Source organism: Streptomyces sp. SID13726 (genome assembly GCF_010548375.1).
GTDB lineage: Bacteria > Actinomycetota > Actinomycetes > Streptomycetales > Streptomycetaceae > Streptomyces.
In genome coordinates, this window is sequence record NZ_JAAGLY010000008.1 from 259,708 (window position 1) to 281,828 (window position 22,121).

A 22,121-nucleotide genomic window follows, 5' to 3' on the forward strand; every position below is an offset into this window, starting at 1 on the left:
GGCAAGTTCAGGAGGCTCATGACCGACCTTCCGCCCTTCTACTCCCTGCGGCTCGCTGACGACATCGCCCTCCAACTCGGCCTGCTCACCCAGCTCTTGGCTGCGTCGTCGGAGCGGGAGGCCGCTCATGTCCTCAGTCGTGTCCTCGACTACGACGAGGGCCTGCTCGGACGAGTCACGGAACTGGTCGCCACCGGGTCACGCTTCGCCCAGGACCGCTCTCAGCGTGGCGTCCTGCCTCCCGAGGTGTGGCTGGCCCTGGGACGCGCTGCCAACGAACTGAACACCGTGGGCGCGGACTTGAGCGAGCACACCGGCACGATCAAGCAACTCACCGAGCCCGCCGCAACACCCCCCAGCCAGGCCACGAGGCCCGCCGGATCAGCGATGGTCGTCAGGCGGCACCGGTGAGACAGAACAAGCAGTGGGCCACCTCGGGCCCCGGTCAACAGGCGCAGCAGCACTACCTCGTCGAGCCCCGTCATCTCGCCGGCGGCGGCGACCTGCGCCACGTCACCGAGTATCTGCGCGCCTCGGGGTGGAAGGACAAGTCCAAGACCGGCGGCCCCCTGGTCTTCGACAGCCCGGACAAGTCCGTGCGCATCGGCTACGACCCGTACGCCCAGCCCGGCGGCTGGACCATCAGCGGCAAGCAGACCGCGCACCAGCAGGCATGGCACGCCACCTTCAGCCAGCACACGCCGGTCGAAATCGTCGCCGGTCTCACCGACACCCTGTCCACCGCACCCACGGCGCACGCCCCCAACGTGTGGCAGCCCCTGCTGCAGCGGGGCTGGAAAACCCAACAAGGCCAGCACTTCACCGCCCGCAGCCCGGACGACAACGCCTTCGTCCGCTTCCACCAGGCCAGCCCCGGCCAAGCCCACTGGTGGGCCGGCGCCCGCAACGAACACGGCCGCCTGTGGGAAGCAACGTTCACGGCGACCACTCCCCTGCAGCTGGTGCAGGCGTTCAGCGCGGCGCTCGCGGACCCGCAGCCGGTGATGCGCCCCCTCGGGCACATCCCGCCCTCGCAGCGGATCCGCACCACCTCCGTGTCCGTGTTGCCCTCCCAGCTCGCCGCCTGGCAGCAGGCCCGCACGGGCGCAGCCCGCGCCGCCGCCTGGGCCCGGTACGCCACCACCCGCCCACGGTCCGCCACCGCAGGCCCGTACACCGCGGCGGGCGGGCGCCGCCGTTGACGCACCGCCCCACCGCGACGCTTCCCCAATTCCTGTGAGAGCCAAGGATGTTCACCACCGACCTGGCCTGCGCCGACAGCATCACTGCGGAAGTTGTCCACAGCTCTGTCCACAGCCCCGACCCCGTCGGCGGGCCCTACTGCCCGGTCAACCTCCCGCCACTGACCTGTGAGGATCCTCCCGATCTCCTTCGACCATTCCGCTCACCGCGACTTCCTGCGCCACCTCGACGCGTTCCTCCGCGACAGCGAGCAGATCCTCACCGCGTGGGACGCCTACTCCGAGGAACACACCGACCTCGACGGCTGGCCCTACGACGATGACGCCTACGGTCTGCGCCAACGCCGGCGCGACGCCGACACCGCCGAGGCGTTCGAGACCGTACGTGCCGGCGCCCGTCACCTGCTGGCCACGGCCGACACGCAGCTGCCCCGCCTGCCGCCCGTCTCGGTCCAGGCCCACTGGGGCTACCGGCTCGGCGTCCTGCACAGCGCGCTCGACCGGCTCGACGCCCTGTACGAACAATGGCTAGCCACCCGTGACAGCCTCCCCCTCGGCGCCCGTCCCGGCACTCCCGCCTTCGACTCCGCGCTCGCCGAGCATCACGCCGAGTGCTGGAGCCATCTCGACGACTGGGCCACCCACGGCCACGTCCTCGGTGACATCAACACCGCCGCCCAGTACGCCCCGTCGCCCCTGGCACCACCACCCGCCACGATGGCCGTTCTCCCCGCACCCGGCCCGACCCACACCGTGCGCCGGTGAGCACGCCCTCCACTCCTCCCCTCTCGAACACCAAAGGTGACGGCACCTCGTTGAGTGAGCATCCCGCTCCTGTCCCCCATGTCCTGGTCTCCCCACGCCACCTCGCCGGTGCCGGCGACCGGAGCCTGGTCACCACGCACCTGCGCGATCACGGATGGCGTGAGGTGTCCACGCCCGCCGATCTGCGTACCGACCTCGAAAGCCCCGACGCCACCATGCGCCTGTGCCTGGAGCTGGATCCAGAACGGTCCTGGTGGACCGTGCTCGGCGCACCACACGACGGCGGCCTGTGGCACGCCACCTTCCAGGCCCGTACCCCCGCCGAGATGATCCTTGCCTTCGCCCAGGCCCTGACCCACCCCGACGAGGTGCCCGGCAGCGACCCCTTCCACGTGCTGCACGACGCCGGCTGGACCCGGCCCGTCGTCAACCGCCTCCACCAGCCTCACTACAAGCGGGAGTCACCGGAGGGGTACCTCGTCTGGGACCTGCGCCGCGACGAGGACGTCATCGGCTGGCACGTGCGCTCCCGCATCCACGGAACACCCATGTGGTCCGCGGCGCTCAGCACCCACACCCCGCTGCCGGCCGTCACCGCGTTCGCGGCGGCCCTGGCCGACTCCGAGCCGCTGCCCCGCGCACCCAGCTCCGTCCCGCTCGAAACCCTCAAGCTCATGTCCCGCAGATCGGCGGCCACCTCAACACCCCTCTCGGTGCTGCCGGTTGGGCAGCGCCCCTCCCCCGCGCTGCGCAACCGGTAGCCGCTGTGTCCCTGCCCCCTCGCAGTACTGGATCTTCGCCCTGTCCCACCCCGCCTCCAAGAGCACCGACGGCTACGACCTCGCCTTCAAACTCCTGATCGGCGCCCTGTGCGTCGCCGTTCCCCTGTCCCATCTCGCCTGGCTGGGCGGGAACATCGCCGCCTGGGCCACCGGCACCACCTCGGCGCCGTACCAGCCGGTCACCGCGCTGCTCCATCCCGAACAGCTCTGGCCCCACACGGGGGAAACACCCCTGCTGATCGGCGCGCGTATCAGCCCACTCGTCCTCGGACTCGCCGCCGCAGCCGCTCTCGTGTGGAGCCGGCACCAGAACCGAGGCGGAGGCCGGAAGAAGATCACGGGTATGGCCAAGGCCCGGGACATCGAGCCCCTGATGGCCAAGGCGATCACCGCCAAGGCTCGTTCCCTGCGCCCGAGCCTGAAGAACACCAAGCACCCGGCCGCCTGTGACACCGGCGTCCTCCTCGGCAACCTGCAGGGCACCCGTCACGAGGTCCGCATGGGCTACGAGGACGTGGCCGTCGCGATCATGGCTCCCCGGTCCGGCAAGACCACCAGCCTCGCGATCCCCTCCATCCTGGCAGCGCCCGGCCCGGTCGTTCTGACCTCCAACAAGGCCGCCGGCGACGCCTACACCGCGACGCTGGACGCCCGTGCAACGGTGGGACAGGTGTGGTCGATGGACCCCCAGCAGATCGCGCACGCCGAGCACCGGATGTGGTGGAATCCGCTGGCCGACGCCACCACCCTCGACGGCGCGGGCCGGCTCGCCGGTCACTTCCTGGCCGCCTCGGTGGACGCCTCCCAGCAGGGCGACTTCTGGTCCAAAGCCGGATCCAACATCCTCGCCCAGCTCTTCCTCGCCGCCGCCCTGGACGAGCGCCCCATCACCGACGTCATGCAGTGGCTCGCGTTCCCCGCCGACCGCACCCCGCTGGACATCCTGCGCGACCACCGCTTCACCGCTGTCGCCGCCCAGCTCAAGGGCACCGTCGAAGGACCACCCGAGACCAGGGACGGGATCTACGAGACCGCCCGCCAGTACGCGGCCGCCCTCCTGAACAGCGAGATCGCCCGCTGGGTCACCCCGCAGAACGACGTCCCCGAGTTCCGTCCCTCCTCGTTCGTCGCCTCCAGCGACACGCTCTACCTGCTGAGCAAGGACGGCGGCGGTGGAGCGTCCGCGTTGATCGCGGCGTGCGCGGACTCCGTGATGCGGGCGGCGACCGCCCGGGCCGAGCGCGTCGGCGGACGCCTCGATCCGCCGATGCTCGCGATCCTCGACGAGGCCGCCAACGTCTGCCGCATCAGTGATCTCCCCGACCTGTACAGCCACTTGGGCTCACGCGGGATCATCCCGATCACGATCCTGCAGTCCTACCGCCAAGGCCAGAAGGTGTGGGGCGACGCGGGCATGGACGCGATGTGGTCCGCGAGCACCGTCAAGGTCATCGGGTCCGGCATCGACGACCCCGACTTCGCCGACAAGCTCTCCCGCCTCATCGGCGACCACGACGTCGAGACCACCTCCACCTCGACCTCCGACTCGGGAAAATCGACGTCGGTGTCGACGCGGCAGGAGCGGATCCTGCCCGCGGACGCGATCCGCGCCCTGCCCAAGGGCACCGCCCTAGTCTTCGCCACCGGACTGCGCGCCGCCATGCTCGACCTGCGCCCCTGGTACGCGGAGCCCGGCGCCGACGATCTGGCCACCGCCTCCGCGCGGGCGTCGCAGGCGATCACCGCCCGCGCCGTGGCCAAGCACGCACCGACGCAGTCCGACTTCGGGAAGGCAGCGTGAGCGACGTCCGACTGCACCTGGTGCCGGTCCGCTCCCGGGACGCGAAGGACTTCGTACGCGCCTGGCACCGCCACCACCCGCCGCCCGCCGGGCAGATCTTCGCCGTCGGAGCCGCCGACGCGACCGGCACGCTGCACGCAGTGGCCATCATCGGCCGGCCGGTGGCCCGTCACCTCGACGACGACGCCACCCTCGAAGTCACCCGCACCGCCAGCGACGGCGCACGCAACGCGAACTCCTTGTTGTACGGGGCAGCCTGGCGCGCGGCCAAAGCCCTCGGACACCGGCGGTTGATCACCTACGCGCAGGACGGCGAGAGCGGCGCATCCCTACGCGGCGCGTGATGGCGCACCATCGCCGCCCGCCCCCGCGCCGACCGCGGCAACGACCACGTCGCCCGCTTCCTGTGGCAAGCCCCCACAACCCCCTGCCCGGAGACACCCTGCACACCTACGAACCCGCCGACCTCGACGACATGACCCAGCTCCACGCCGTAGACGCCGTGATCGCCGACCTGCGCGACCACCGCATCACCGTGGACCGCACCGGCCTGTTCAACGCCACCCGGCACATCGGCCTCCTGTGCCATCTGACCACCAGGATGGCCTCCGATGCCCAATACCAGATCAGCTCGACCGTCGACGGCGTCCTTCCGGCCGAGGACCTCGCCGCTGGCGCCGGCCACCTTGGGCGGGCCATCGCCCACTACACCCTGGCATTCGCCCCGCTCACCGCCCTTACCCAGCTGGGCACGCAGGCCGCACTCCAGCAGCAGGTCGACGCGATCGACCACCACAGCCAGCTGCGCGTCCACCTCGGCGATGCCGGGCGGGCCCTGGCCGCGGCCGTGGCGAAGGGCTCATCCGTACCGCGCCGCTCATGACCACGGCGCCCGCCGAATCGCTGCTGTTCGACGTGCCGCCACCGCTGACGCCCGTCGAACGGCTGCTCCACCTCGCCGGCCAGTACACCCGCCACAACGACGCGCTCGACCTCCTCCTACACACCACGGACCGCCTCGACCCGCAGGCGCATGTCGCATCCGCCGAGCGCCTGGCATCCGACACCCGCACCGTCATCAGAGCCATCCAGGAGGAACGGCTCTACAAGAGCACGGAGTTGACCGAGTGCGTGGTGCGACTGAAGCAGCTCGCTTTCCTCAGCACCGCGTCCGCCGACCAGGGCATCAAGGCGGCCCGTGAGCTGACCGCCCTGGCTCCCGAGGCCGCGGTCGGCTGCGCCGCGCACCTCGCGGTGGAAACCCGGCGACGGCGTCCACCGGTTGGCGTCGCACCGGGTGAACGGCTCACTGCCGCCCAGCGCGCCGCCCTGGTGCAGATCGCACGCGGTCACGTCGTCGTCAGCAGCTCTCTGGGGCGCCAGTTCGCACGGTCCCGCGAGCCCAAGGTCCTGATCAGCTCGTTGCGCGTCCTGGAATCCAACGGCCTCGCCGAACGGGTCCCCAACTCCGCTCCTGGTGCCTACACCAGCAGCCTGCCCCAGGACCGCGTGCACCTCACAGCTGCGGGCATCACTGCCCTCGCCTCCGCCATCGCACCACCCCCTGAGGGGCCCAGCGTCGCGCCCGGTACGACGCTCCGCCCGATGCCCGCCGCCCAGCAGGCCCCGGCCCGTAGCCGCTGAACCCTCGCCCTCGCCCAGGAGTCACCCCATCTCCACGCACCCGCCCGACCTGCACGACCACGTCCGCCAACTCCGTCAGCTGGCCCGGGACTTCGAATCCCTGCGCGCCCGCGTCCGCGACCACTCCCCCGCCCCGGGCGCCGATGCGCTGCGCCGTATCGGGCCGCTGCTGCTCGCCACCCAGGAGCTGACGGCCAGCGCGCTCGGGCAGTTGACGGCCCTCGACGACAGCGCATACACCCGTCTCGCTGGAAGCGGCGCCGGTCTGGAGCTGATGGCCTCGGTCGTCTCCAGTGCCTCTCGCGCCGGCAACGACCTCGCCGACGCTCTGTCCGCGAACGCGTACGAGGGCGGGCCGGTCGCCGGCTACCCGGCCGATGATGCCGCGTCGCGCACCGCGCGGCATGCCGCCGCGGTGCCGCGCATGGCCGGGCTCCTGGGCGATGCCGCGCACCGGCTCGACCTGAGCGCGACCGGGTGCCGCTACCTCGCCCACGGCATCGCCGAGGACCTCTCCTCCGTGCCGGACCGTACGGCGGCCTCCGCCGAGCAGAGGTCCGTGCCCGCACTCACGCTCACCCAGTACGACGCCCTCAAGTCCCTTGCGGACGGCGGACGGCTGTACGAGAGCGCGACCCGTGGGATGGGCGTCACCCGCGTCGCCACCGACAACGGCACCCGCATCTCGATCGCCACCTACCGGGCCCTGAACAACCGCGGACTCGTCACTGCCGACAACAGCACCTCGCTCTATCACGGACAGAAGATCACAGTGACCGAGCAGGGACGCCGTGCACTGGACGGGCCTCGCCCTCGTGCCCCGTTGGCGGCGGCAGCGGCCACCGCGGCGACGACCACGGCGGCGCAGGGGGTGCGCCGATGAGCCAGTACGCGCCCGACGACCGGGTCATGGTCTCCCCGCGCTACATGGCAGGCGCTGGCGACCGGATCGCCGACGTGATCGGCCCGCTGATCCACCTCTTCGGCTGGCACCCGCAGCACGACACCGCCACTGGGCACGTCAGGATCGACAGCCCCGACGGCAGCGTGTTCTGCGACTTCGATCCCCTCCACCCTCTCGGCCGATGGTGGACGATCGCCCACCACGAGCCCTACTGGGAAGTGCAGTTCAGCCAGCCGACGCCGATGGAGGCCATCGCCGCCGTCACCCAGGCTCTGCCGCAACTGCTCGGCGATGACCGGCATGCCGAGCGCATCCCGATCACGGACATGCCCCTGGACTCGCTCGCGGCGCTCAACGACTGGTCCGTCGAGGACGGCGTCCTGTCCTCGCCCGATTGGTACTGCCGGCTGCTCCACACACCCGACGAGGACATCACCTGGCGGGCCGAGCACGTCTTCTACGAAGACGAGCCGCTGGCGACCTTCACCCGCGATGCCCCCGAGGGCCTCGTCCGGAACTTCTTCGCCCACCTGGCCGCGCCCGCGGCAGTGGAACGGGCCTTCGCCGACATCCCCCTCATGACGCGGCACGGGCACGGCACCGTGATCACTCCGGTCCGCGGCTCCGCGATCACTCCGCACACCGATCACGCCCTCGCTCAGCTCGACCGCTCGTTCCGACGCCGCTGAGTCAACCCTCGCCCACGGAGCTGTCCCTGACCGAGAAGACCCTCTGCCTTGAACCTGCCGAGCAACTCACCGCCCTGGCCGCCGACTTCACCCGCTTCAACGACGCCCACCTGCCGCACGCGCTGAACCACCAGGAGCCCACCACCCTGCTCGGCGCCCAGACCCTGTCGGCCCAGGCACTGGCCCGGTCCGCGCTGACCATCGTGGACACGCTCAACGCCCAGCCGATATACCACAGCCCCGAGATCCGCGCGGTGTACGCACGCGTACGCCGACTCGCCCACCTCGCCACCGACGCGGCCGACCGTCTCATCGATGCCGTCGACATCCTCGACCGCACCCGCGCCGGGCTTCCCGTGGAAGTCGGTGACGGCCTGCGGGAGTCCTGCCCGAAAGCGAGGCCCGCCAGGAGGCCGGCGAAGGCTTCGCCCTCGTCGCCAGCCTCACCGCCCTGGGTTCCCCGGACGCCCTGTCCGCCGCCGAACTCTTCGTCGCCGAACGCCGCTACCGCGGCTTCGTACCCGAGTACCAGTCTCCTGCCCTCTCCCCTACTCAGAACAGCACGCTGCGCGCCGTGGCCCGCGGCGATGTCACGGTCACCGACGACAAGCCCTCCCTGCGCCGCGAGGACACCCGCGTCAGCATCACCACCATCCGCGCCCTGGAGAGCCGCGGCCTCGTGCTGCGCGAGGACTGCCCTCGCTGGTTCTGCGACGAGCGCGTCCACCTCACCGCGGCGGGGCGCCGCGACCTCGCCGCCTCGTTCGCACGGCCGCGCCCCACCGCGTGGACCACCGCCCGCCCCGCTCCGCCCCTGCCGACGGCCGCCGCGGCCCGCACTCCGGCTCACCGCCGCTGACCATCCCGTTCACCGCAAGGACGCCCCATTTCTGCCATCCCCGTATTCCGATCCATCTCACTCGGTGCCGGAGTTCAGTCCAGCGCCATGCTCGCCCTGTCAGCCAACGGGATTCTCCCCAAGGTCGACTACGCCATTTTCGCCGACACCGGATGGGAACCGAAGGCCGTCTACGCCCATCTCGACCGCCTGGAGAAGGAGATAGCACAACCGGCCGGGATACCCGTTCTGCGCGTCGCCTCCGGAAACATCCGCGACGACGCACTCGACCCGGAACACCGCTTCGCTTCCATGCCGCTCTACATCCTGAATCAGGACGGCAAACCTGGTATGAACAGGCGACAGTGCACCGGGGAATATAAAATCAAGCCGATCAAGAAGAAGGTTCGGGAGATTCTCGGATACCCCTATCCGTTGCGAATCCCGAAGGGTGTATTCGTCGAGCAGTGGGTCGGAATTTCCACCGATGAATTTCATCGAGCCAAGGACGCCGACGTCAATTACATGCGCAACCGGCACCCCCTCATCGACCTGAACTGGTCACGCACGGATTGCATCCAATACCTGACGTCCATCGGCCTGGCCGATACACCGAAATCGAGCTGCCTCGGATGCCCATTTCACGGGAACCAGCAGTGGCGGAACATCCGGGACACCAGTCCTCAGGAATGGCAGGACGTGGTGGCGTTCGACTCGGCCATCCGTCAGGGCAACGCCCGCGCCAACGCCTCCGGGAACCGTCTGCTCGGCCAGGCGTTCCTGCACCGCTCCCGTGTCCCGCTCGACCAGGCCCCCATCGACCACGTCACGGCCACCGAATGGGCGGCACGCCAGCAGGAACTCGACGCGCCGTCCTCCACGGTCGAGGAACTGGAGGAAGGCGTGGTCGACGGCTGCTCCCCCTGGGCCTGCCGGGGCGAGGTCGAGCCGGTCCAGGACGAGTTCGGACTGGCTTCTTGAGGCGGATCATCCTGGACCTGTTCGCCGGCCCCGGCGGCTGGAGCCACGCGCTCACCGTTCTCGGCACGCGGGATGTCGGTCTGGAGTGGGACGAGTGGGCGTGCAAGACCCGCGCCCAGGCAGGGCAGTTGACGATCCGCACCGACGTCGCCACCTACCCCGTGTGGATCTTCTCCGGCCGGGTCCTCGGACTGATCGCCTCCCCTCCGTGCCAGGCATGGAGCATGGCGGGCAAGCGCCTCGGTCTCGTCGACCAGCCCCTCGTGCACCAGGCCGTCGCCGACCTGGCCGCCGGCCGCGACACCCGCGAGCAGTTGCTCGGCGCGTGCGCGGACCAGCGCTCGCTCCTCGCCGCCGAACCCATGCGCTACCTGCACGCCCTCCACAGCGTGGGCGAGCCGGAGTGGGTGCTCATGGAGGAAGTCCCGGACGTCCTGCCGTTGTGGCGGCAGTACGCCGCCATCCTGCGCGCCTGGGGATTCTCCGTATGGACCGGCATCCTCAACGCCGCCGACTACGGCGTCCCTCAGACGAGGCGGCGGGCGATCCTGCTCGCCTCCCGCACCCGCACCGCGGCACCGCCGCCGCCCACCCACGCACCGGTGGCCGAACCGGAGTCGCTGTTCGGGCCCGGCCGCGCCCGCTGGGTGTCGATGGCCGAAGCCCTGGGCTGGGGCGCCACCGACCGTCCCGTGCCCACCGTGTGCGCGGGCGGCGGACCGGGAGGCGGACCCGAACCCTTCCCCTCCGGCTCCCGCAAGACCCTCTCCGACGCCCGCGCCCGCGGCACCTGGACGCCGCGCAGCGACACCCACCCCGACGAACACCTCCGCCGCGACAGCTCCGGCCCGGCCACAAGCCACGGCACTGACAAGAACCGCCCGACCCGGGATACGGCCCCCGCACGCACCCCAGATGCACTGCACTGGGCGTGGTCGCTGCGCAGCAACAACCAGGCCAACGCCACCGTCCGGAGGTCGTCCGAACCGGCCGGCACCCTGTTCTTCGGCCACCGGGCCAACGAATGCACCTGGGTCGCCGACACCACCGCCAGCAGCATGGACGGCGAGCAGCAGGTGCCGGATCCGATAAGGATCACCGCCCGCGAAGCGGGCATTCTGCAGAGTTTCCCTGCCAACTACCCCTGGCAGGGCAACAAGGGCCAGCAGTTCTCCCAGATCGGCAACGCCGTGCCCCCGCGCCTGGCAGCCCACCTGCTCGCCTCGCACCTCAACAAGCCCGTCAACCCCGACGACTTCGCCTTCGCCGCCTGATGCCCCACACCCCCGACACCCCTGACATCACCGAGGACGACGATCTGGACCGCGTACGGGCTGCTCTCCAGCCCGTGCACTACGCCGAACAGGCCCTCCTCGGAGCCCTCCTCCTCGACCCCCAGCGTCTGGCCGACACCACAACCCTGACCGCCGGCCACTTCGACAACCACAACCACGCCACCCTCTTCACCGCGATCCGCACCCTCCCCACACCGGACCCCGCCGACCATGCCAAAGACGCCGCATGGCTCACCAAGGTGCTGGAACACGCCCGGCCAAAGTCCCGCAGCCTGAGCTCCTCCTACCTCCACAGCCTCATCCAGTTCTGCCCGCAGCCCAAGCATGCCGCCGCGTACGCCCGAATGATCCGCGCTGACCACGCCCGCCGCACCCTGAGCCTGCACGCCGAACGCCTCGCACTCACCGCCACCGATCCCGCCGGGCCGGACACCACCGCCGCGACCCTCGCCCACGCCGACACCCTCGCCCGCCTCCTGGACGACCTCGCCGGCCAGTTCGCCCCGCACCCCGGCTCTCTTCCCCGCACCCCGCCCGCACCCACCGCCGCACGGCACGGCGGCGAGGAAGACCTCTACGAGGAACGCTGCCTGCTCGCCACCGCCACCGCCTATCCGGCCGAGGTCGCGCAGATGCGGTGGCTGGCGGCGGAGGACTTCATCTGGCCGCTGCACGCCACGCTCTGGCAGTGCATCACCGCCCTGGTCCACCGCGGCGATATGGTCGACCCCGTCACCGTCCTTAGCGAGGCCCAGCACCGCGGACTGATCACCGACACCCTCACCTCCCGCGACCTGATAGCTCTCATCTCCACACCCGCAGCATCCCCCGAATACTGGGGCGAGAACGTCCTTCGGCGTGCGCTGCTCGCCCGCGCCCACACGGTCGCGACACGGATCACCACGTACACCGACGACCTCGCCAACACCCCCCACCAGCTCATCACCGGCAGCCGCCGCGCCCTGGCCGACCTGAACTCCCTGCGCACCCGCTGGCACCACGCCACCTCCCCGGCTCTGGCGACCAGGTCCGCCCAGGCCAGCGCCACGGCCGCACCCCGGGCCGGCCCGCCACCGGCCACGACCCCGCCCGCCGTACGACTGTCCCGCTGACCCCGAACGAACCGGTACCCGGGCTTCTCCGGCCCGGGCATCGGAACGAGAGAGCACCCCAGGTCATGACACCGCCCACCACCGACGCACACGTCCGCCTCGACATCCACCCCTCCCACGCCAGCGCCGTGACCGCCACCCTCACCGGCACCCGCCACGATCTGGCCCACCCCGTGCTGACCGCGCACGGCTTCGAAGCCCTCGACGACCACACCCTGGTCATGGCCCGCATCGACCACGAGGAACCCACTGGGCCGACAGGGCCGCCCAGACCCTGACCGCCCACGGCATCACCACCCAGATCACCGACCGGCTCCGCGAAGCGATCGACGAGGAATGGACCTGGGCCAGCCACCCCATGCCCTGGAGCACCCGCGAGGAAATCCGGGAGATGTCCAACGAAGCCCAGAAGATCTACAACGACATCCGCTACGCGCGGCTCCTCATCCACGCCCACGCCGACGACGGCCACAGCACCGTCGCCGTCGGCACCCACCTCGACAGCGGCAAGAGCGTCTACCTCCACGGCGAAGACCACCTGCGGCAGATCGCCGACAGCTTCGACTCACCCGCCCAGGCCCTGACCGTCCTCGAACGGCTCCACGCCGCCACCATGCGTCCCGGCCCCGCCCTGACCGACACCGAACGCGAAGCCGCCCGAGCCCGCACCTCCCTCGGCACCCCACCCGCGCCCCCGCCCCCGAACCGGAGAGCGTGCCCGCCCACGCCGCCGATGCCCGCAACCACGAAGCCGCCTTCGACGGTTTCCTCACCGACAACGGCGACTGGGAGCGATACAACACCTGGGAGGACGGCACCAGTGTCGCGACCCACGAATCACTGACCCTGCGCATCCTCTTCGAACACGGAGCCGGCCCCCGCGACGCGCAGTGGACCATCGCCGCCTACGAGAGCCTGGTCAGCGAGCGCATGTGGCACATGGCCATCACACCCACCACCCCCCAACCCATCCTGCACACCCTGCTCACCGCCCTCAGCGACGCTCAAGCATGGGAGACCGCACTCGGAACCGCGGTCACCGACAAGACCGTCGCCCAGGCCACCCGACCCCTCACCGAAGCAGGATGGACACCCACCGTCGAGGGCAGCCGACTGCACTGGCAGCCCCAGACGGGCGACGCCGGCATACAGTTCGACGCCTTAGCCGCCAACGCACCCCACCAGCCCCTCGACACCTGGACCATCTGGCCGGCCCCAGCATCAACCAGCGCACCTGGGCCATCCGCGCCTCCGTCTACACTCCGGTGCGCGCCACCACCACGCCACCACGCTCGCAACGCCAGGCCGGCCGACCGCACTGACCTGTCAGCCCCCGCCCCGGTCCCGCGCTCGACACGGTCGCGATCCTCGGCCGCCAGGGAAGACGCTTGCCACCCCCCTACGTACGGCGGGGTGGACCGCATCATTATCTCGTTGCGATCCTCGGCTGCTCGGGAAGGGAACCATCACGGTGCCTCAGCCACCCAGCTTCCCGGCGTACATGTTGCTGCGCTCCTCGGTCGCCCAGGAGGACGACCGCTACCGTCATGCCATCGAGCATGCCCTGGCCGAGGGCCTTGTTGCGATCCTCGGTCGCCCTGGAGAGCGACCGCCACCGGCAAGGCCCGCAGTCCACCACGGAGGACCTTGACGTTGCGATCCTCGGTCGCCCGGAAGGGCGACCGCCGCCGTCTGCTGGTCACGGTACTGGACTGGGAGCACGCCGTTGCGATCCTCGGTCACCCCGGGGACGACCGTACGCCTGGTACAGCAGGTATTCGTTGCGATCCTCAGTCGCCCGGAGGGCAACCGCCACGGTGAAGCCGTGCTGCGCACGGCCGGTGTCGAAGTTGTTGCGATCCTTAGTCCCCGGAGAGCGACCGCCACACCCGGCTGCCGGACTCGCTGTGCACGCACACCCCGTTGTGATCCTCGGTCGCCCCGGGGCAACCGCCACGTGCGAGGCACCGTCACCCCGGAGGGCGACGCCACGCCAGGCGCAGGACGCGCAGCGGTCCCGGCTTTATGAGGTTGCGATCCTCGGTCAACCCGGAGAGCGACCGCCACCGTGTGGCTGCTGTCGTAGCGGTGGGTCCACTCGTCGTTGCGTTCCTCGGTCACCCCGGAGGGCGACCGCCACGAGCAGGGCTTTGGCCGTCTCCCGGCAGGAGCCATGGTTGCGATCCTCGGTCACCCCGGAGGCCGACCGCCACGCGTCACCTCGGTCAGCTTTGCCGTCGCCATCGTCAAGTTGCGATCCTCGGTCACCCCAGAGGGCGACCGCCACTGCCGTGGGGCGTGTGCCCCGAGCACGGCGGCACGCTGTTGCGATCCTCGGTCACCCCGGAGGGCGACCGCCACGCGCTGGCTGCCTCGCACTACGCCCTCGCGACCGCCGTTGCGATCCTCGGTCACCCCGGAGGGCGACCGCCACTCGCGGCGACCTGCTGGTGGCGCAGGGCGTGGAAGTTGCGATCCTCGGTCACCCCGGAGGGCGACCGCCACTTGATGGGCGGCAGACCGGCCGCCTCGCAGATCTTGACGTTGCGATCCTCGGTCACCCCGGAGGGCGACCGCCACCTGCCGGATCCGCAGCGGCGTCGCCTCGTCCGTGCCGTTGCGATCCTCGGTCACCCCGGAGGGCGACCGCCACGACGTACGCGCCGAAGGACTCCGTGGCCTCTTGGTGTTGCGATCCTCGGTCACCCCGGAGGGCGACCGCCACGCCGTGTCGACGTCACCATTCAGCTCGCACCCACAGGGTTGCGATCCTCGGTCACCCCGGAGGGCGACCGCCACGGTGCAGCGGCTGGCCCGCGCCCGCGCCGCCGGGGCCGAGGTTGCGATCCTCGGTCACCCCGGAGGGCGACGGGCCTTGTCGGCGGCGTCGCTGTAGTTGCGATCCCTCGGTCACCCCGGAGGGCGACCGCCACTAGTCCGGATCGATCACCGGGCGTGCGACCGCGTCGTTGCGATCCTCGGTCACCCCGGAGGGCGACCGCCACGTTCGGCCCGCTCACCCAGTCCGCCCGGGCGTTGCAGTTGCGATCCTCGGTCACCCCAGAGGGCGACCGCCACTATGCCGGACACGGTCAGGTGGTTCCGGGCTTGTTGTTGCGATCCTCGGTCACCCCGGAGGGCGACCGCCACGGGGGAGGACGGGCGCGTAGACGAGGTGACGACCTGGTTGCGATCCTCGGTCACCCCGGAGGGCGACCGCCACCCGCACACCGGATCGCGCCATGGCCGCCTCCTCTCCGTTGCGATCCTCGGTCACCCCGGAGGGCGACCGCCACCGCGGCAGGGCTCGGGGAGCTCCCGGTCGATCCCGAGTTGCGATCCTCGGTCACCCCGGAGGGCGACCGCCACGGACCTTGGCGTAGACGAGGAAGTCCTGATCGAGGTTGCGATCCTCGGTCACCCCGGAGGGCGACCGCCACCGCCCACGGCCTCGGCGGTGCAGCCGTAGCGGCAGGTGTTGCGATCCTCGGTCACCCCGGAGGGCGACCGCCACCCCGGCGGCAGGGCATTCCCAGACGACGCAAGAACGTTGCGATCCTCGGTCACCCCGGAGGGCGACCGCCACGGTGGCCTCCGGCGCTACCTGCGCCAGCACTCCCGCGTTGCGATCCTCGGTCACCCCGGAGGGCGACCGCCACTGCGGGGCGCGACCAAGAGCGAGAGCCGCTACCAGTTGCGATCCTCGGTCACCCCGGAGGGCGACCGCCACCACGCCGTCGGTGCTCGTTAACCGCCAGGACCCGACGTTGCGATCCTCGGTCACCCCGGAGGGCGACCGCCACCACCGCCGACACCACCGCCCCCCCAGCCGACCCGCAGTTGCGATCCTCGGTCACCCCGGAGGGCGACCGCCACAACGGAGGGCGCGGATGGACACGGAGCAGTACGAGATGTTGCGATCCTCGGTCACCCCGGAGGGCGACCGCCACGGCCTCGCCCGCCGTGCTGGCGGCGGCGGCCCCGCCGTTGCGATCCTCGGTCACCCCGGAGGGCGACCGCCACGACGGCCCGGACGTAAGGGACGAGGTCGGTCGCGGCGTTGCGATCCTCGGTCACCCCGGAGGGCGACCGCCACGGCGGCTCGGGCGCGCACACCCTCGCGATCACGAAGTTGCGATCCTCGGTCACCCCGGAGGGCGACCGCCACAGCCACCCCTCGCCCACGAGCGTTCCCGGGTTGAAGTTGCGATCCTCGGTCACCCCGGAGGGCGACCGCCACTCCCGGTGGGCTGGTCGTGCGAGAGCCCGGCCTCGGTGTTGCGATCCTCGGTCACCCCGGAGGGCGACCGCCACGTGGACGTCGCGCCGAGCGTGCTGCCCGCCCGCTGGGTTGCGATCCTCGGTCACCCCGGAGGGCGACCGCCACGCCCGCGACTCGGGGGCCAGCGACCAGCAGATGCGCGGTTGCGATCCTCGGTCACCCCGGAGGGCGACCGCCACACGACCGCGGCGATACCGGCGTAGGCCGAGAGGGAGTTGCGATCCTCGGTCACCCCGGAGGGCGACCGCCACGCGGGAAGCCGACGGGACTGGACATCATCGACGGGCAGTTGCGATCCTCGGTCACCCCGGAGGGCGACCGCCACTCCCGGGTTGGCCCGGTATTCGACGTGCGAGTACCGGTTGCGATCCTCGGTCACCCCGGAGGGCGACCGCCACTGTAGCCGGGCAGCACGTCGTACACGCCGCCCCGGGCGTTGCGATCCTCGGTCACCCCGGAGGGCGACCGCCACTTCGATGTTGCGCGTGCCGTTCGGGGCGACGGCGGCGTTGCGATCCTCGGTCACCCCGGAGGGCGACCGCCACGCGGCAGTAGAGGCGACGCAGCACGTACTGGAGTTGTTGCGATCCTCGGTCACCCCGGAGGGCGACCGCCACCGGCGGCAGCGAATACCTGGACGACGTGGCCGTGGTGTTGCGATCCTCGGTCACCCCGGAGGGCGACCGCCACGGAGATTCCTCGCGAATCGCCCGTACGAGGGGAGGGTTGCGATCCTTGGTCACCCCGGAGGGCGACCGCCACGTCGGTGAGGGCGGAGAGGCCGTCGCGTCCGTCGATGTTGCGATCCTCGGTCACCCCGGAGGGCGACCGCCACCACCGCATCGACGAATCCGCACGCCTCGATCTGAAGTTGCGATCCTCGGTCACCCCGGAGGGCGACCGCCACGATCAGCGAGGCCGTCGACGCGCAGGAGAAGTACGAGGTTGCGATCCTCGGTCACCCCGGAGGGCGACCGCCACCATCATGGCCCGCCTTCCCGAAACCGAACCAGGGGGTTGCGATCCTCGGTCACCCCGGAGGGCGACCGCCACGCTGGCTGGCCAGCTAGTTCACAGTAGCTTGTGGTTTTTGAAAGCCACCGGGGGGAGAAAAGTAGGGCACAAACGGGCGTTCTGCTTCGGTGTGGTCCGCGTGTCGCGTGTGCACTTGAGGTTCCGAAGCAGCAGCGAACGATCACAAGACGAGGTCTTCGCGGTGTGGCTGTACTTGGGCGATGCCAAGAGTCTGCACGCTGTCGAAGCCACCCTGGGGCAAGCGGTCCCGCGTCGTCGTGGAGTCGGTGCTGGGCGTGCCGCAGCAGGACGTTTCCCTGGACGGCTCCGTCGAGGCGGGCCATGTAACGGCCGCCTCTGGTCATCCAGGTGATGGGACGGTTGTCCTGGGCACAGCGGGTGATGAGTTCGGTGGAGAGGTTGATGTGCCCGTAGACGACGATGCCGTCGAGGCGGCGCAGAGGCAGGACCCGTCGCCCCGGGGTGTCGGGGAGTTGAACGCGGAGGGTGTCGTGTTCCAGGCGGAGATCGGCGCCTTGTGTCTGTACATACAGGGTGTTCAGGAGTTCGGTGGTCACGCGTCGCTGTCCTGGAGGTCGTCGAGGAGGTAGAGATCGGTGAGGGCCTGGCGGTAGCGGTGGGTGCCGGCGAGGAGTCGTGGCATACATCCGGTGGCCATGGAACAGCGTCGGCAGCGGCTGTCGGCGACGGGAGAAGGCAACCGGTCGGTGGTGAGCAAACTGCGTACCGCGTCGGTGAGTTCGAGGACACGGGATCGAAGTGCGTCGTCAACGGTCACTGAGTGGCGCCGGCGGTCGGCTGCGGAATAGATCGCGGCCTCGGGGACGGGACGGTGGAACATCTCCTCCAGGCAGATCGCCTGGGCCGCGGCCTGTACCTCGGCTGGGCCGCCCGGGTGGTAGCGGCCCGACTTGTGCTCCACGGGCAGGATACGGCCGTCGGCATGGACTTCGACGGTGTCACAGATGCCGGTCAGACCGTAGCCGTCGTGCCAGACGGGCAGCGCGTGGAGTGTGCGTACGTCACCTCGGCCCCGGTTGCCTGGGGTGTCGACACGCTGGTGGAGGAGGGTTCCCCGCACGGTGGCGGCGTCGTCGGTGAAGGCGTCTTCGAGGAGGATGAGCCCGCACTGTCGTGGGCAGTAGGCGTAGTGCTCCAGAGCGGAGAGGGAGACCTGGACGAGGTCTGCCTCTCCGCTCTGGGTCGCGGGTGCGGTCATCCGATCAGGGTCGTGAGGGTGATGCCCTCGGGCAGGTCGGCTTCCTGGACCTCGACTTGGTAGTCGGTGAAGGACCGGGCGGTTGCGTCGCCGGGGCCTTTGACGGTGATGCGGTCGAGGAGTTGGCGTGCGGGCGCGTTGCCGTACTTGTCGCCGTGGGTGAAGACATACAGGCCCCGCAGGTTGAGTTCGCCGCGGGCGGCGGCGCGGTCGTGGTCGAACATGAGGGCGAAGGCACGCCAGAACATGGCGAGGTCGTCGCTGGTGACACCGGTGCGGGCGGCGAGAGGCGCGCTGAAGTGGCCTTCGCCGCGGTAGAGGCCGTAGGGGACGATGTGCTTGGAGCCCATCTCGGTGTTCTTTCCGGCGTCCACGTCTTCCTGTTTGGTGGGGGTGACGCGGGTGATGCTGTATTCGAGCGGGGTGATGGGGTCGACGGAGCGGGAGAAGGTGAGCTGGACGGGTCCGCGGACGCGGCCGGCCTGGCGGTCCTTCTTGCCGGTGGTCATGACGGCGCCGAACATGCGGATGTCGAAGAAGGTCTGGCACATCCACTGCTGGGCGTCGAGCTGGCTGGCCTTCTCGCCGAGTGCGTCGGGGGCGTAGGCACGCTCGTGCTGGGCGTTGAGGGCGATGCCGGCCTCGACGTAGATGTCGTAGCCAGGTTTGTTGTCTTCCTCGTTGAGGAGAGAGACGGTGTTGCGGATCTTCCTTTTGAGGGCGACGTCGGTGATCAGTCCCTGGCCGGAGACGGGGTCGGTGCGGGGCATGCCGCCGGCGTCGGGGTCGCCGTTGGGGTTGCTGTCGCGTGCCTCGATCAGGTAAACGAAGTCGATCTTGCGGGTGGGGTCGTGGTGCGGCGCGGTCATGGAAGGGCACTCCTTGTCGTGGCGGGGGTTCAGGGCGGGTGGCGGGCTGTGTCCGTCGGCGGCGCCCGCGGCGTCGTGTGGGCGGCTAGGCCGTCGGCGGTTCGGGCTCCGGCTCGTCGGGTCCGCTGCCGGTGGCGGCGGCCTCCCGGGCCTTCTTGTGGGCGGCGCGGGCGGCGTTGTCGGCGGCGCGCTGCTGTTCGTAGCCGAGGACGAACCATGCCTGCTGGCGGGTGGGCAGCAGCAGGGGGATGCCGTCGTCGAGCTGGGCGAGGGCGGCGAATGCCTCGGCCAGGCGGGCGTCCAAGGCGTAGTAGGTTGCCCTTTTGTCCCGGCGCAGCCGTTTGAGGTGGGCATTGGCTCCAGTGCGCAGGGTGGTCAGCACGGCGGCGGGGGCGGTCATCGCGGTGCCGAAGTACTTGTCGCCGATGGTGGTGTTGATGTCTCCCAGAGCGGCGTACTGGATGGCTTCGAGGATGGCGAAGGTGCGGCCGCACAGGTAGCCGGGTTCCGTATTGGGCTCGTCGAGCTGGGGGGCGGGGCCGGTCACCTGGTGGTCCTTCCGGTTGGGGTGGAGTGCAAGGCGCAGCAAGGCGGTGCGGGGGTGGTCGACGCGGCGGTCGGCGCGGATGCGCTGCAGCAGGTGGGGCATCAGGCGAGCGGGCAGGGGGCCGCGGGTCAGGGCGGCGTGCAGCAGTTCCTGCTCCAGGCCCTTGGGGGCGCTGCGGGCGACGTAGCGTCCGGTTTTGCCGTCCCAGCGGCCGGCGGCCAGGACGAGGTGCCACAGCGGCAGGCGCCGGTAGGTGTTCTCCCAGCCGTCGTGGACCTGGTGGTGCGCGAACCAGGCGCCGAGGTGGTTGCGCAGGCGGCCGACGGGGATGTCGAGCCATTCGTGGATCACGGCGCGGGCGTTGTTCAGGCCGAGGGTGAGCGCGTAGTAGGCGCTGGGGTCCAGTCGTTCGGCGGCGACGGGGTCGGGGCATTCGTGCAGGGCGTCCAGCAGCTTGGCGACGCTCTCCTCGGTCGGGGTGTCCAGCGACTCGAAGAGATCGTCGGCCGGCTCCCTCGTCCACCACACGGTGACCGTGTCGGTGCCGCGGCGGCGGTGGGTGTCGGTGGCCAGCAGGAGGTTGAGCGCGGCCATGGCGCGGCTGCCGCAGCGCTCGCATACCGGGGTGTTGACCAGCTGAAGGGCTCCGCCGCGTCCCTGGGCGGCGGCGTTGATGCTGATCAGCTGGGAGTCGCGGCCCAGGCCGCTGGTGGGGATGGCCCCGGACTTGATGCTCTCGGGGATCGTGGCCAGCAGTTCGCCCTGCTCGCCGCAGACCAGGCACAGGCCCCTCGCCCCGTCGCCGGCCTTGCGGGCCCGGACGGTCGCCGCCCACGCGGCCTGCGCGGTGGGCAGCTGATGCAGCCAGGTTCCGTCGTGCCCCATGAGGGCGACGGTGTCGGCCGGGGCGATGCCGTCCAGGAGGTCGACGCGGGTCAGGCCGCCGCCGGTGACGAAGGCGTGCACGGCCTGGGCGTACGGGTCGCCTTCGGCGGTGCGGGTCCAGGCCAGCAGCAGCTCGGCGTACTCGCCCTGGCGGCGCACCGCCTCTGCCGCAGAGGTCTCGCTCACCGCGCCGTCCGGACCGGCTTTGGGCACCGCCAGGACGTACTGTGCAGTGTCGACCAGCAGGTTCGCAGGCGGCGTCTTGCCCGAGCGGTAGGCGTAGGGAGCATTGCTCGACAGCGGCTTGTCTTTCGAGCCCTTGGCCGGGCGGCGGTCATACAGCCGGGCGCCGACACCGTCGATGTCGATGCGCAGTGCCCACTGGATCTTCTTGGGCCGGTAGTAGGCCGCGGGGAGTGCGCCGTCGTCCTCGAAGCGTTCGGCGGCCTCGGTCAGGCGTTTCAGCAGCATCGGCGCCTCACCCCGCCTGAGCCCCGTCAGCACGCCAGCCGGAGCCGTCGGGCATGGCCACCTCGCCCGCCCCCAGTGGCCTGAGCGGCACCTTCAGTACGCCCTGGTGCAGCTGGGCATGGAACCAGCGGTACTGCTCGCCCCCAGTGGCGGGATAGACGATCGAGTGCAGCATGACGCCGAGATCCTCGTCCCGTGCGATGGGCACCGTGTCGGTCTGCGGTCCGAAGGAGGCGCTGAACTCGCGGCAGCCGAGGAACGGCTGGGCGAAGCAGGCGCCCTTGTCGACGCGCCGGCGCAGCTGCTCGCGGTACTTCTCCTCACGCTCGCACCTGCCCCGCCCGGTCAGGACGACCTGGGTGCGGATGCGGTAATGGACATCGCGCAGCAGCATGCTGTTGCGCTGGTCCCGGTCCGTTTCCACGTCGTAGCGGCGGCGCGGGTCCTTGCGCAGGGCGGCGACCTCCCCGGCCGTGATCACGGACTTGGCCTCGTTGCGGCGGATCGAGGTCCACTCGATCGGGGCGAGGACCTCGATCGCCCGCACCACGTACTGGAACTCCGGCTTCCAGAAGACAGCGCTGAGCACCCCTACCGCCGCGGACGGGCTCATCACCGGATACGAGACCCGCTCCACCTTCAGCTCGGGCCGCGTGAAGCAGGCCAGCGGGCCCGCCACCTCCACCACCAGATCGGGAAACGCCCAGCCGTCGTTGCCGCGTCGTGCAACTCGCTGCGATGCAGCGGCCGTTCGGGACGACATGTGCACATCACTCCTTTCTGTTCATACCAACTGCTCG

20 protein-coding genes, 1 pseudogene and 1 CRISPR repeat array are annotated in these 22,121 nt (G+C 70.6%); of the genes and pseudogenes, 16 read left to right on the forward strand and 5 right to left on the reverse strand.

Annotated elements, in window-relative coordinates:
* Positions 1 to 18 precede the first annotated feature (18 nt).
* The 16 genes from G3I78_RS23365 to G3I78_RS52110 all read left to right on the forward strand — a co-directional run bounded on the left by G3I78_RS23365 (position 19) and on the right by G3I78_RS52110 (position 12,857).
* Complete coding sequence (locus G3I78_RS23365) at positions 19 to 411, forward strand: hypothetical protein (protein ID WP_164427651.1); 393 nt, start codon at positions 19 to 21, stop codon at positions 409 to 411.
* Entirely contained in the window at positions 408 to 1,202 is a 795-nt protein-coding gene (locus G3I78_RS23370; protein WP_164427652.1) for a DUF317 domain-containing protein, read from the forward strand. The genes G3I78_RS23365 and G3I78_RS23370 overlap by 4 nt, the downstream gene beginning before the upstream one ends.
* A 168-nt stretch (positions 1,203 to 1,370) precedes the next feature.
* On the forward strand, positions 1,371 to 1,967 hold the full coding sequence (locus G3I78_RS23375) for a hypothetical protein (RefSeq protein WP_164427653.1): 597 nt from the start codon (positions 1,371 to 1,373) through the stop codon (positions 1,965 to 1,967).
* Positions 1,968 to 2,017: 50 nt separating this feature from the next.
* Entirely contained in the window at positions 2,018 to 2,728 is a 711-nt protein-coding gene (locus G3I78_RS23380) for a DUF317 domain-containing protein (protein ID WP_164427654.1), read from the forward strand.
* A gap of 40 nt (positions 2,729 to 2,768) precedes the next feature.
* Positions 2,769 to 4,550, forward strand: a complete 1,782-nt coding sequence (locus G3I78_RS23385) for a type IV secretory system conjugative DNA transfer family protein (protein WP_164427919.1) — start codon at positions 2,769 to 2,771, stop codon at positions 4,548 to 4,550.
* Positions 4,547 to 4,894 (forward strand): XF1762 family protein, encoded by a 348-nt coding sequence (locus G3I78_RS23390; protein WP_239157978.1) that lies wholly within the window; start codon positions 4,547 to 4,549, stop codon positions 4,892 to 4,894. The genes G3I78_RS23385 and G3I78_RS23390 overlap by 4 nt, the downstream gene beginning before the upstream one ends.
* Positions 4,895 to 4,956: 62 nt before the next feature.
* A complete protein-coding gene (locus tag G3I78_RS23395) occupies positions 4,957 to 5,433 on the forward strand; it encodes a hypothetical protein (protein WP_164427278.1) in 477 nt (158 codons plus the stop codon).
* Positions 5,430 to 6,194 (forward strand): hypothetical protein, encoded by a 765-nt coding sequence (locus G3I78_RS23400; RefSeq protein ID WP_164427655.1) that lies wholly within the window; start codon positions 5,430 to 5,432, stop codon positions 6,192 to 6,194. The genes G3I78_RS23395 and G3I78_RS23400 overlap by 4 nt, the downstream gene beginning before the upstream one ends.
* A 211-nt stretch (positions 6,195 to 6,405) precedes the next feature.
* Positions 6,406 to 7,077 (forward strand): hypothetical protein, encoded by a 672-nt coding sequence (locus G3I78_RS23405; protein WP_239157979.1) that lies wholly within the window; start codon positions 6,406 to 6,408, stop codon positions 7,075 to 7,077.
* Entirely contained in the window at positions 7,074 to 7,787 is a 714-nt protein-coding gene (locus G3I78_RS23410; RefSeq protein ID WP_164427657.1) for a DUF317 domain-containing protein, read from the forward strand. The genes G3I78_RS23405 and G3I78_RS23410 overlap by 4 nt, the downstream gene beginning before the upstream one ends.
* A gap of 574 nt (positions 7,788 to 8,361) precedes the next feature.
* On the forward strand, positions 8,362 to 8,646 hold the full coding sequence (locus G3I78_RS52100; protein WP_239157980.1) for a hypothetical protein: 285 nt from the start codon (positions 8,362 to 8,364) through the stop codon (positions 8,644 to 8,646).
* 87 nt (positions 8,647 to 8,733) lie between these two features.
* Positions 8,734 to 9,606, forward strand: coding sequence for a hypothetical protein (locus tag G3I78_RS52105; protein ID WP_239157981.1), 873 nt, complete (start codon positions 8,734 to 8,736; stop codon positions 9,604 to 9,606).
* A 5-nt stretch (positions 9,607 to 9,611) separates the two neighbouring features.
* Positions 9,612 to 10,880, forward strand: a complete 1,269-nt coding sequence (locus tag G3I78_RS23425; RefSeq protein WP_343243833.1) for a DNA cytosine methyltransferase — start codon at positions 9,612 to 9,614, stop codon at positions 10,878 to 10,880.
* Positions 10,880 to 12,013: a DnaB-like helicase N-terminal domain-containing protein gene (locus G3I78_RS23430; RefSeq protein ID WP_164427660.1), complete on the forward strand. Its 1,134-nt coding sequence runs from the start codon at positions 10,880 to 10,882 to the stop codon at positions 12,011 to 12,013. The genes G3I78_RS23425 and G3I78_RS23430 overlap by 1 nt, the downstream gene beginning before the upstream one ends.
* Before the next feature lie 65 nt (positions 12,014 to 12,078).
* Positions 12,079 to 12,291 (forward strand): hypothetical protein, encoded by a 213-nt coding sequence (locus tag G3I78_RS23435; RefSeq protein WP_164427661.1) that lies wholly within the window; start codon positions 12,079 to 12,081, stop codon positions 12,289 to 12,291.
* 113 nt (positions 12,292 to 12,404) lie between these two features.
* Entirely contained in the window at positions 12,405 to 12,857 is a 453-nt protein-coding gene (locus G3I78_RS52110) for a hypothetical protein (protein WP_239158018.1), read from the forward strand.
* A 1,112-nt stretch (positions 12,858 to 13,969) separates the two neighbouring features.
* Positions 13,970 to 17,348: a CRISPR direct-repeat array (repeat unit 37 nt; unit sequence GTTGCGATCCTCGGTCACCCCGGAGGGCGACCGCCAC).
* A 290-nt stretch (positions 17,349 to 17,638) separates the two neighbouring features.
* On the opposite strand, the pseudogene G3I78_RS23445 reads toward G3I78_RS52110, so the two are convergent.
* The 5 genes and pseudogenes from G3I78_RS23445 to cas5c all read right to left on the reverse strand — a co-directional run.
* A pseudogene (locus G3I78_RS23445) lies at positions 17,639 to 17,977 on the reverse strand (CRISPR-associated endonuclease Cas1); the annotation flags it as partial.
* Positions 17,884 to 18,549: a CRISPR-associated protein Cas4 gene (gene cas4 / locus G3I78_RS23450; protein ID WP_164427663.1), complete on the reverse strand. Its 666-nt coding sequence runs from the start codon at positions 18,547 to 18,549 to the stop codon at positions 17,884 to 17,886. The gene cas4 and the pseudogene G3I78_RS23445, both read right to left, overlap by 94 nt.
* Positions 18,546 to 19,418, reverse strand: a complete 873-nt coding sequence (cas7c, locus tag G3I78_RS23455) for a type I-C CRISPR-associated protein Cas7/Csd2 (protein WP_164427664.1) — start codon at positions 19,416 to 19,418, stop codon at positions 18,546 to 18,548. Before cas7c ends, cas4 begins: the two co-directional genes overlap by 4 nt.
* 85 nt (positions 19,419 to 19,503) lie before the next feature.
* Positions 19,504 to 21,321, reverse strand: coding sequence for a type I-C CRISPR-associated protein Cas8c/Csd1 (cas8c, locus tag G3I78_RS23460; RefSeq protein WP_164427665.1), 1,818 nt, complete (start codon positions 21,319 to 21,321; stop codon positions 19,504 to 19,506).
* Positions 21,322 to 21,328: 7 nt separating this feature from the next.
* Positions 21,329 to 22,084: a type I-C CRISPR-associated protein Cas5c gene (cas5c, locus tag G3I78_RS23465; protein WP_203615379.1), complete on the reverse strand. Its 756-nt coding sequence runs from the start codon at positions 22,082 to 22,084 to the stop codon at positions 21,329 to 21,331.
* Positions 22,085 to 22,121: the final 37 nt, after the last annotated feature.

What these genes read in the sequence shown, in the direction of transcription:
- G3I78_RS23400 (WP_164427655.1), top strand. Translation starts at nt 5,430, where the DNA reads ATGACCACGGCGCCCGCCGAATCGCTGCTGTTCGACGTGCCGCCACCG.
- G3I78_RS23430 (WP_164427660.1), top strand. Translation starts at nt 10,880, where the DNA reads ATGCCCCACACCCCCGACACCCCTGACATCACCGAGGACGACGATCTG.
- cas5c (WP_203615379.1), bottom strand. Translation starts at nt 22,084, where the DNA reads ATGTCGTCCCGAACGGCCGCTGCATCGCAGCGAGTTGCACGACGCGGC.
- G3I78_RS23410 (WP_164427657.1), top strand. Translation starts at nt 7,074, where the DNA reads ATGAGCCAGTACGCGCCCGACGACCGGGTCATGGTCTCCCCGCGCTAC.
- cas8c (WP_164427665.1), bottom strand. Translation starts at nt 21,321, where the DNA reads ATGCTGCTGAAACGCCTGACCGAGGCCGCCGAACGCTTCGAGGACGAC.
- G3I78_RS23435 (WP_164427661.1), top strand. Translation starts at nt 12,079, where the DNA reads ATGACACCGCCCACCACCGACGCACACGTCCGCCTCGACATCCACCCC.
- G3I78_RS52105 (WP_239157981.1), top strand. Translation starts at nt 8,734, where the DNA reads ATGCTCGCCCTGTCAGCCAACGGGATTCTCCCCAAGGTCGACTACGCC.
- cas4 (WP_164427663.1), bottom strand. Translation starts at nt 18,549, where the DNA reads ATGACCGCACCCGCGACCCAGAGCGGAGAGGCAGACCTCGTCCAGGTC.
- G3I78_RS23365 (WP_164427651.1), top strand. Translation starts at nt 19, where the DNA reads ATGACCGACCTTCCGCCCTTCTACTCCCTGCGGCTCGCTGACGACATC.
- G3I78_RS52110 (WP_239158018.1), top strand. Translation starts at nt 12,405, where the DNA reads ATGTCCAACGAAGCCCAGAAGATCTACAACGACATCCGCTACGCGCGG.
- cas7c (WP_164427664.1), bottom strand. Translation starts at nt 19,418, where the DNA reads ATGACCGCGCCGCACCACGACCCCACCCGCAAGATCGACTTCGTTTAC.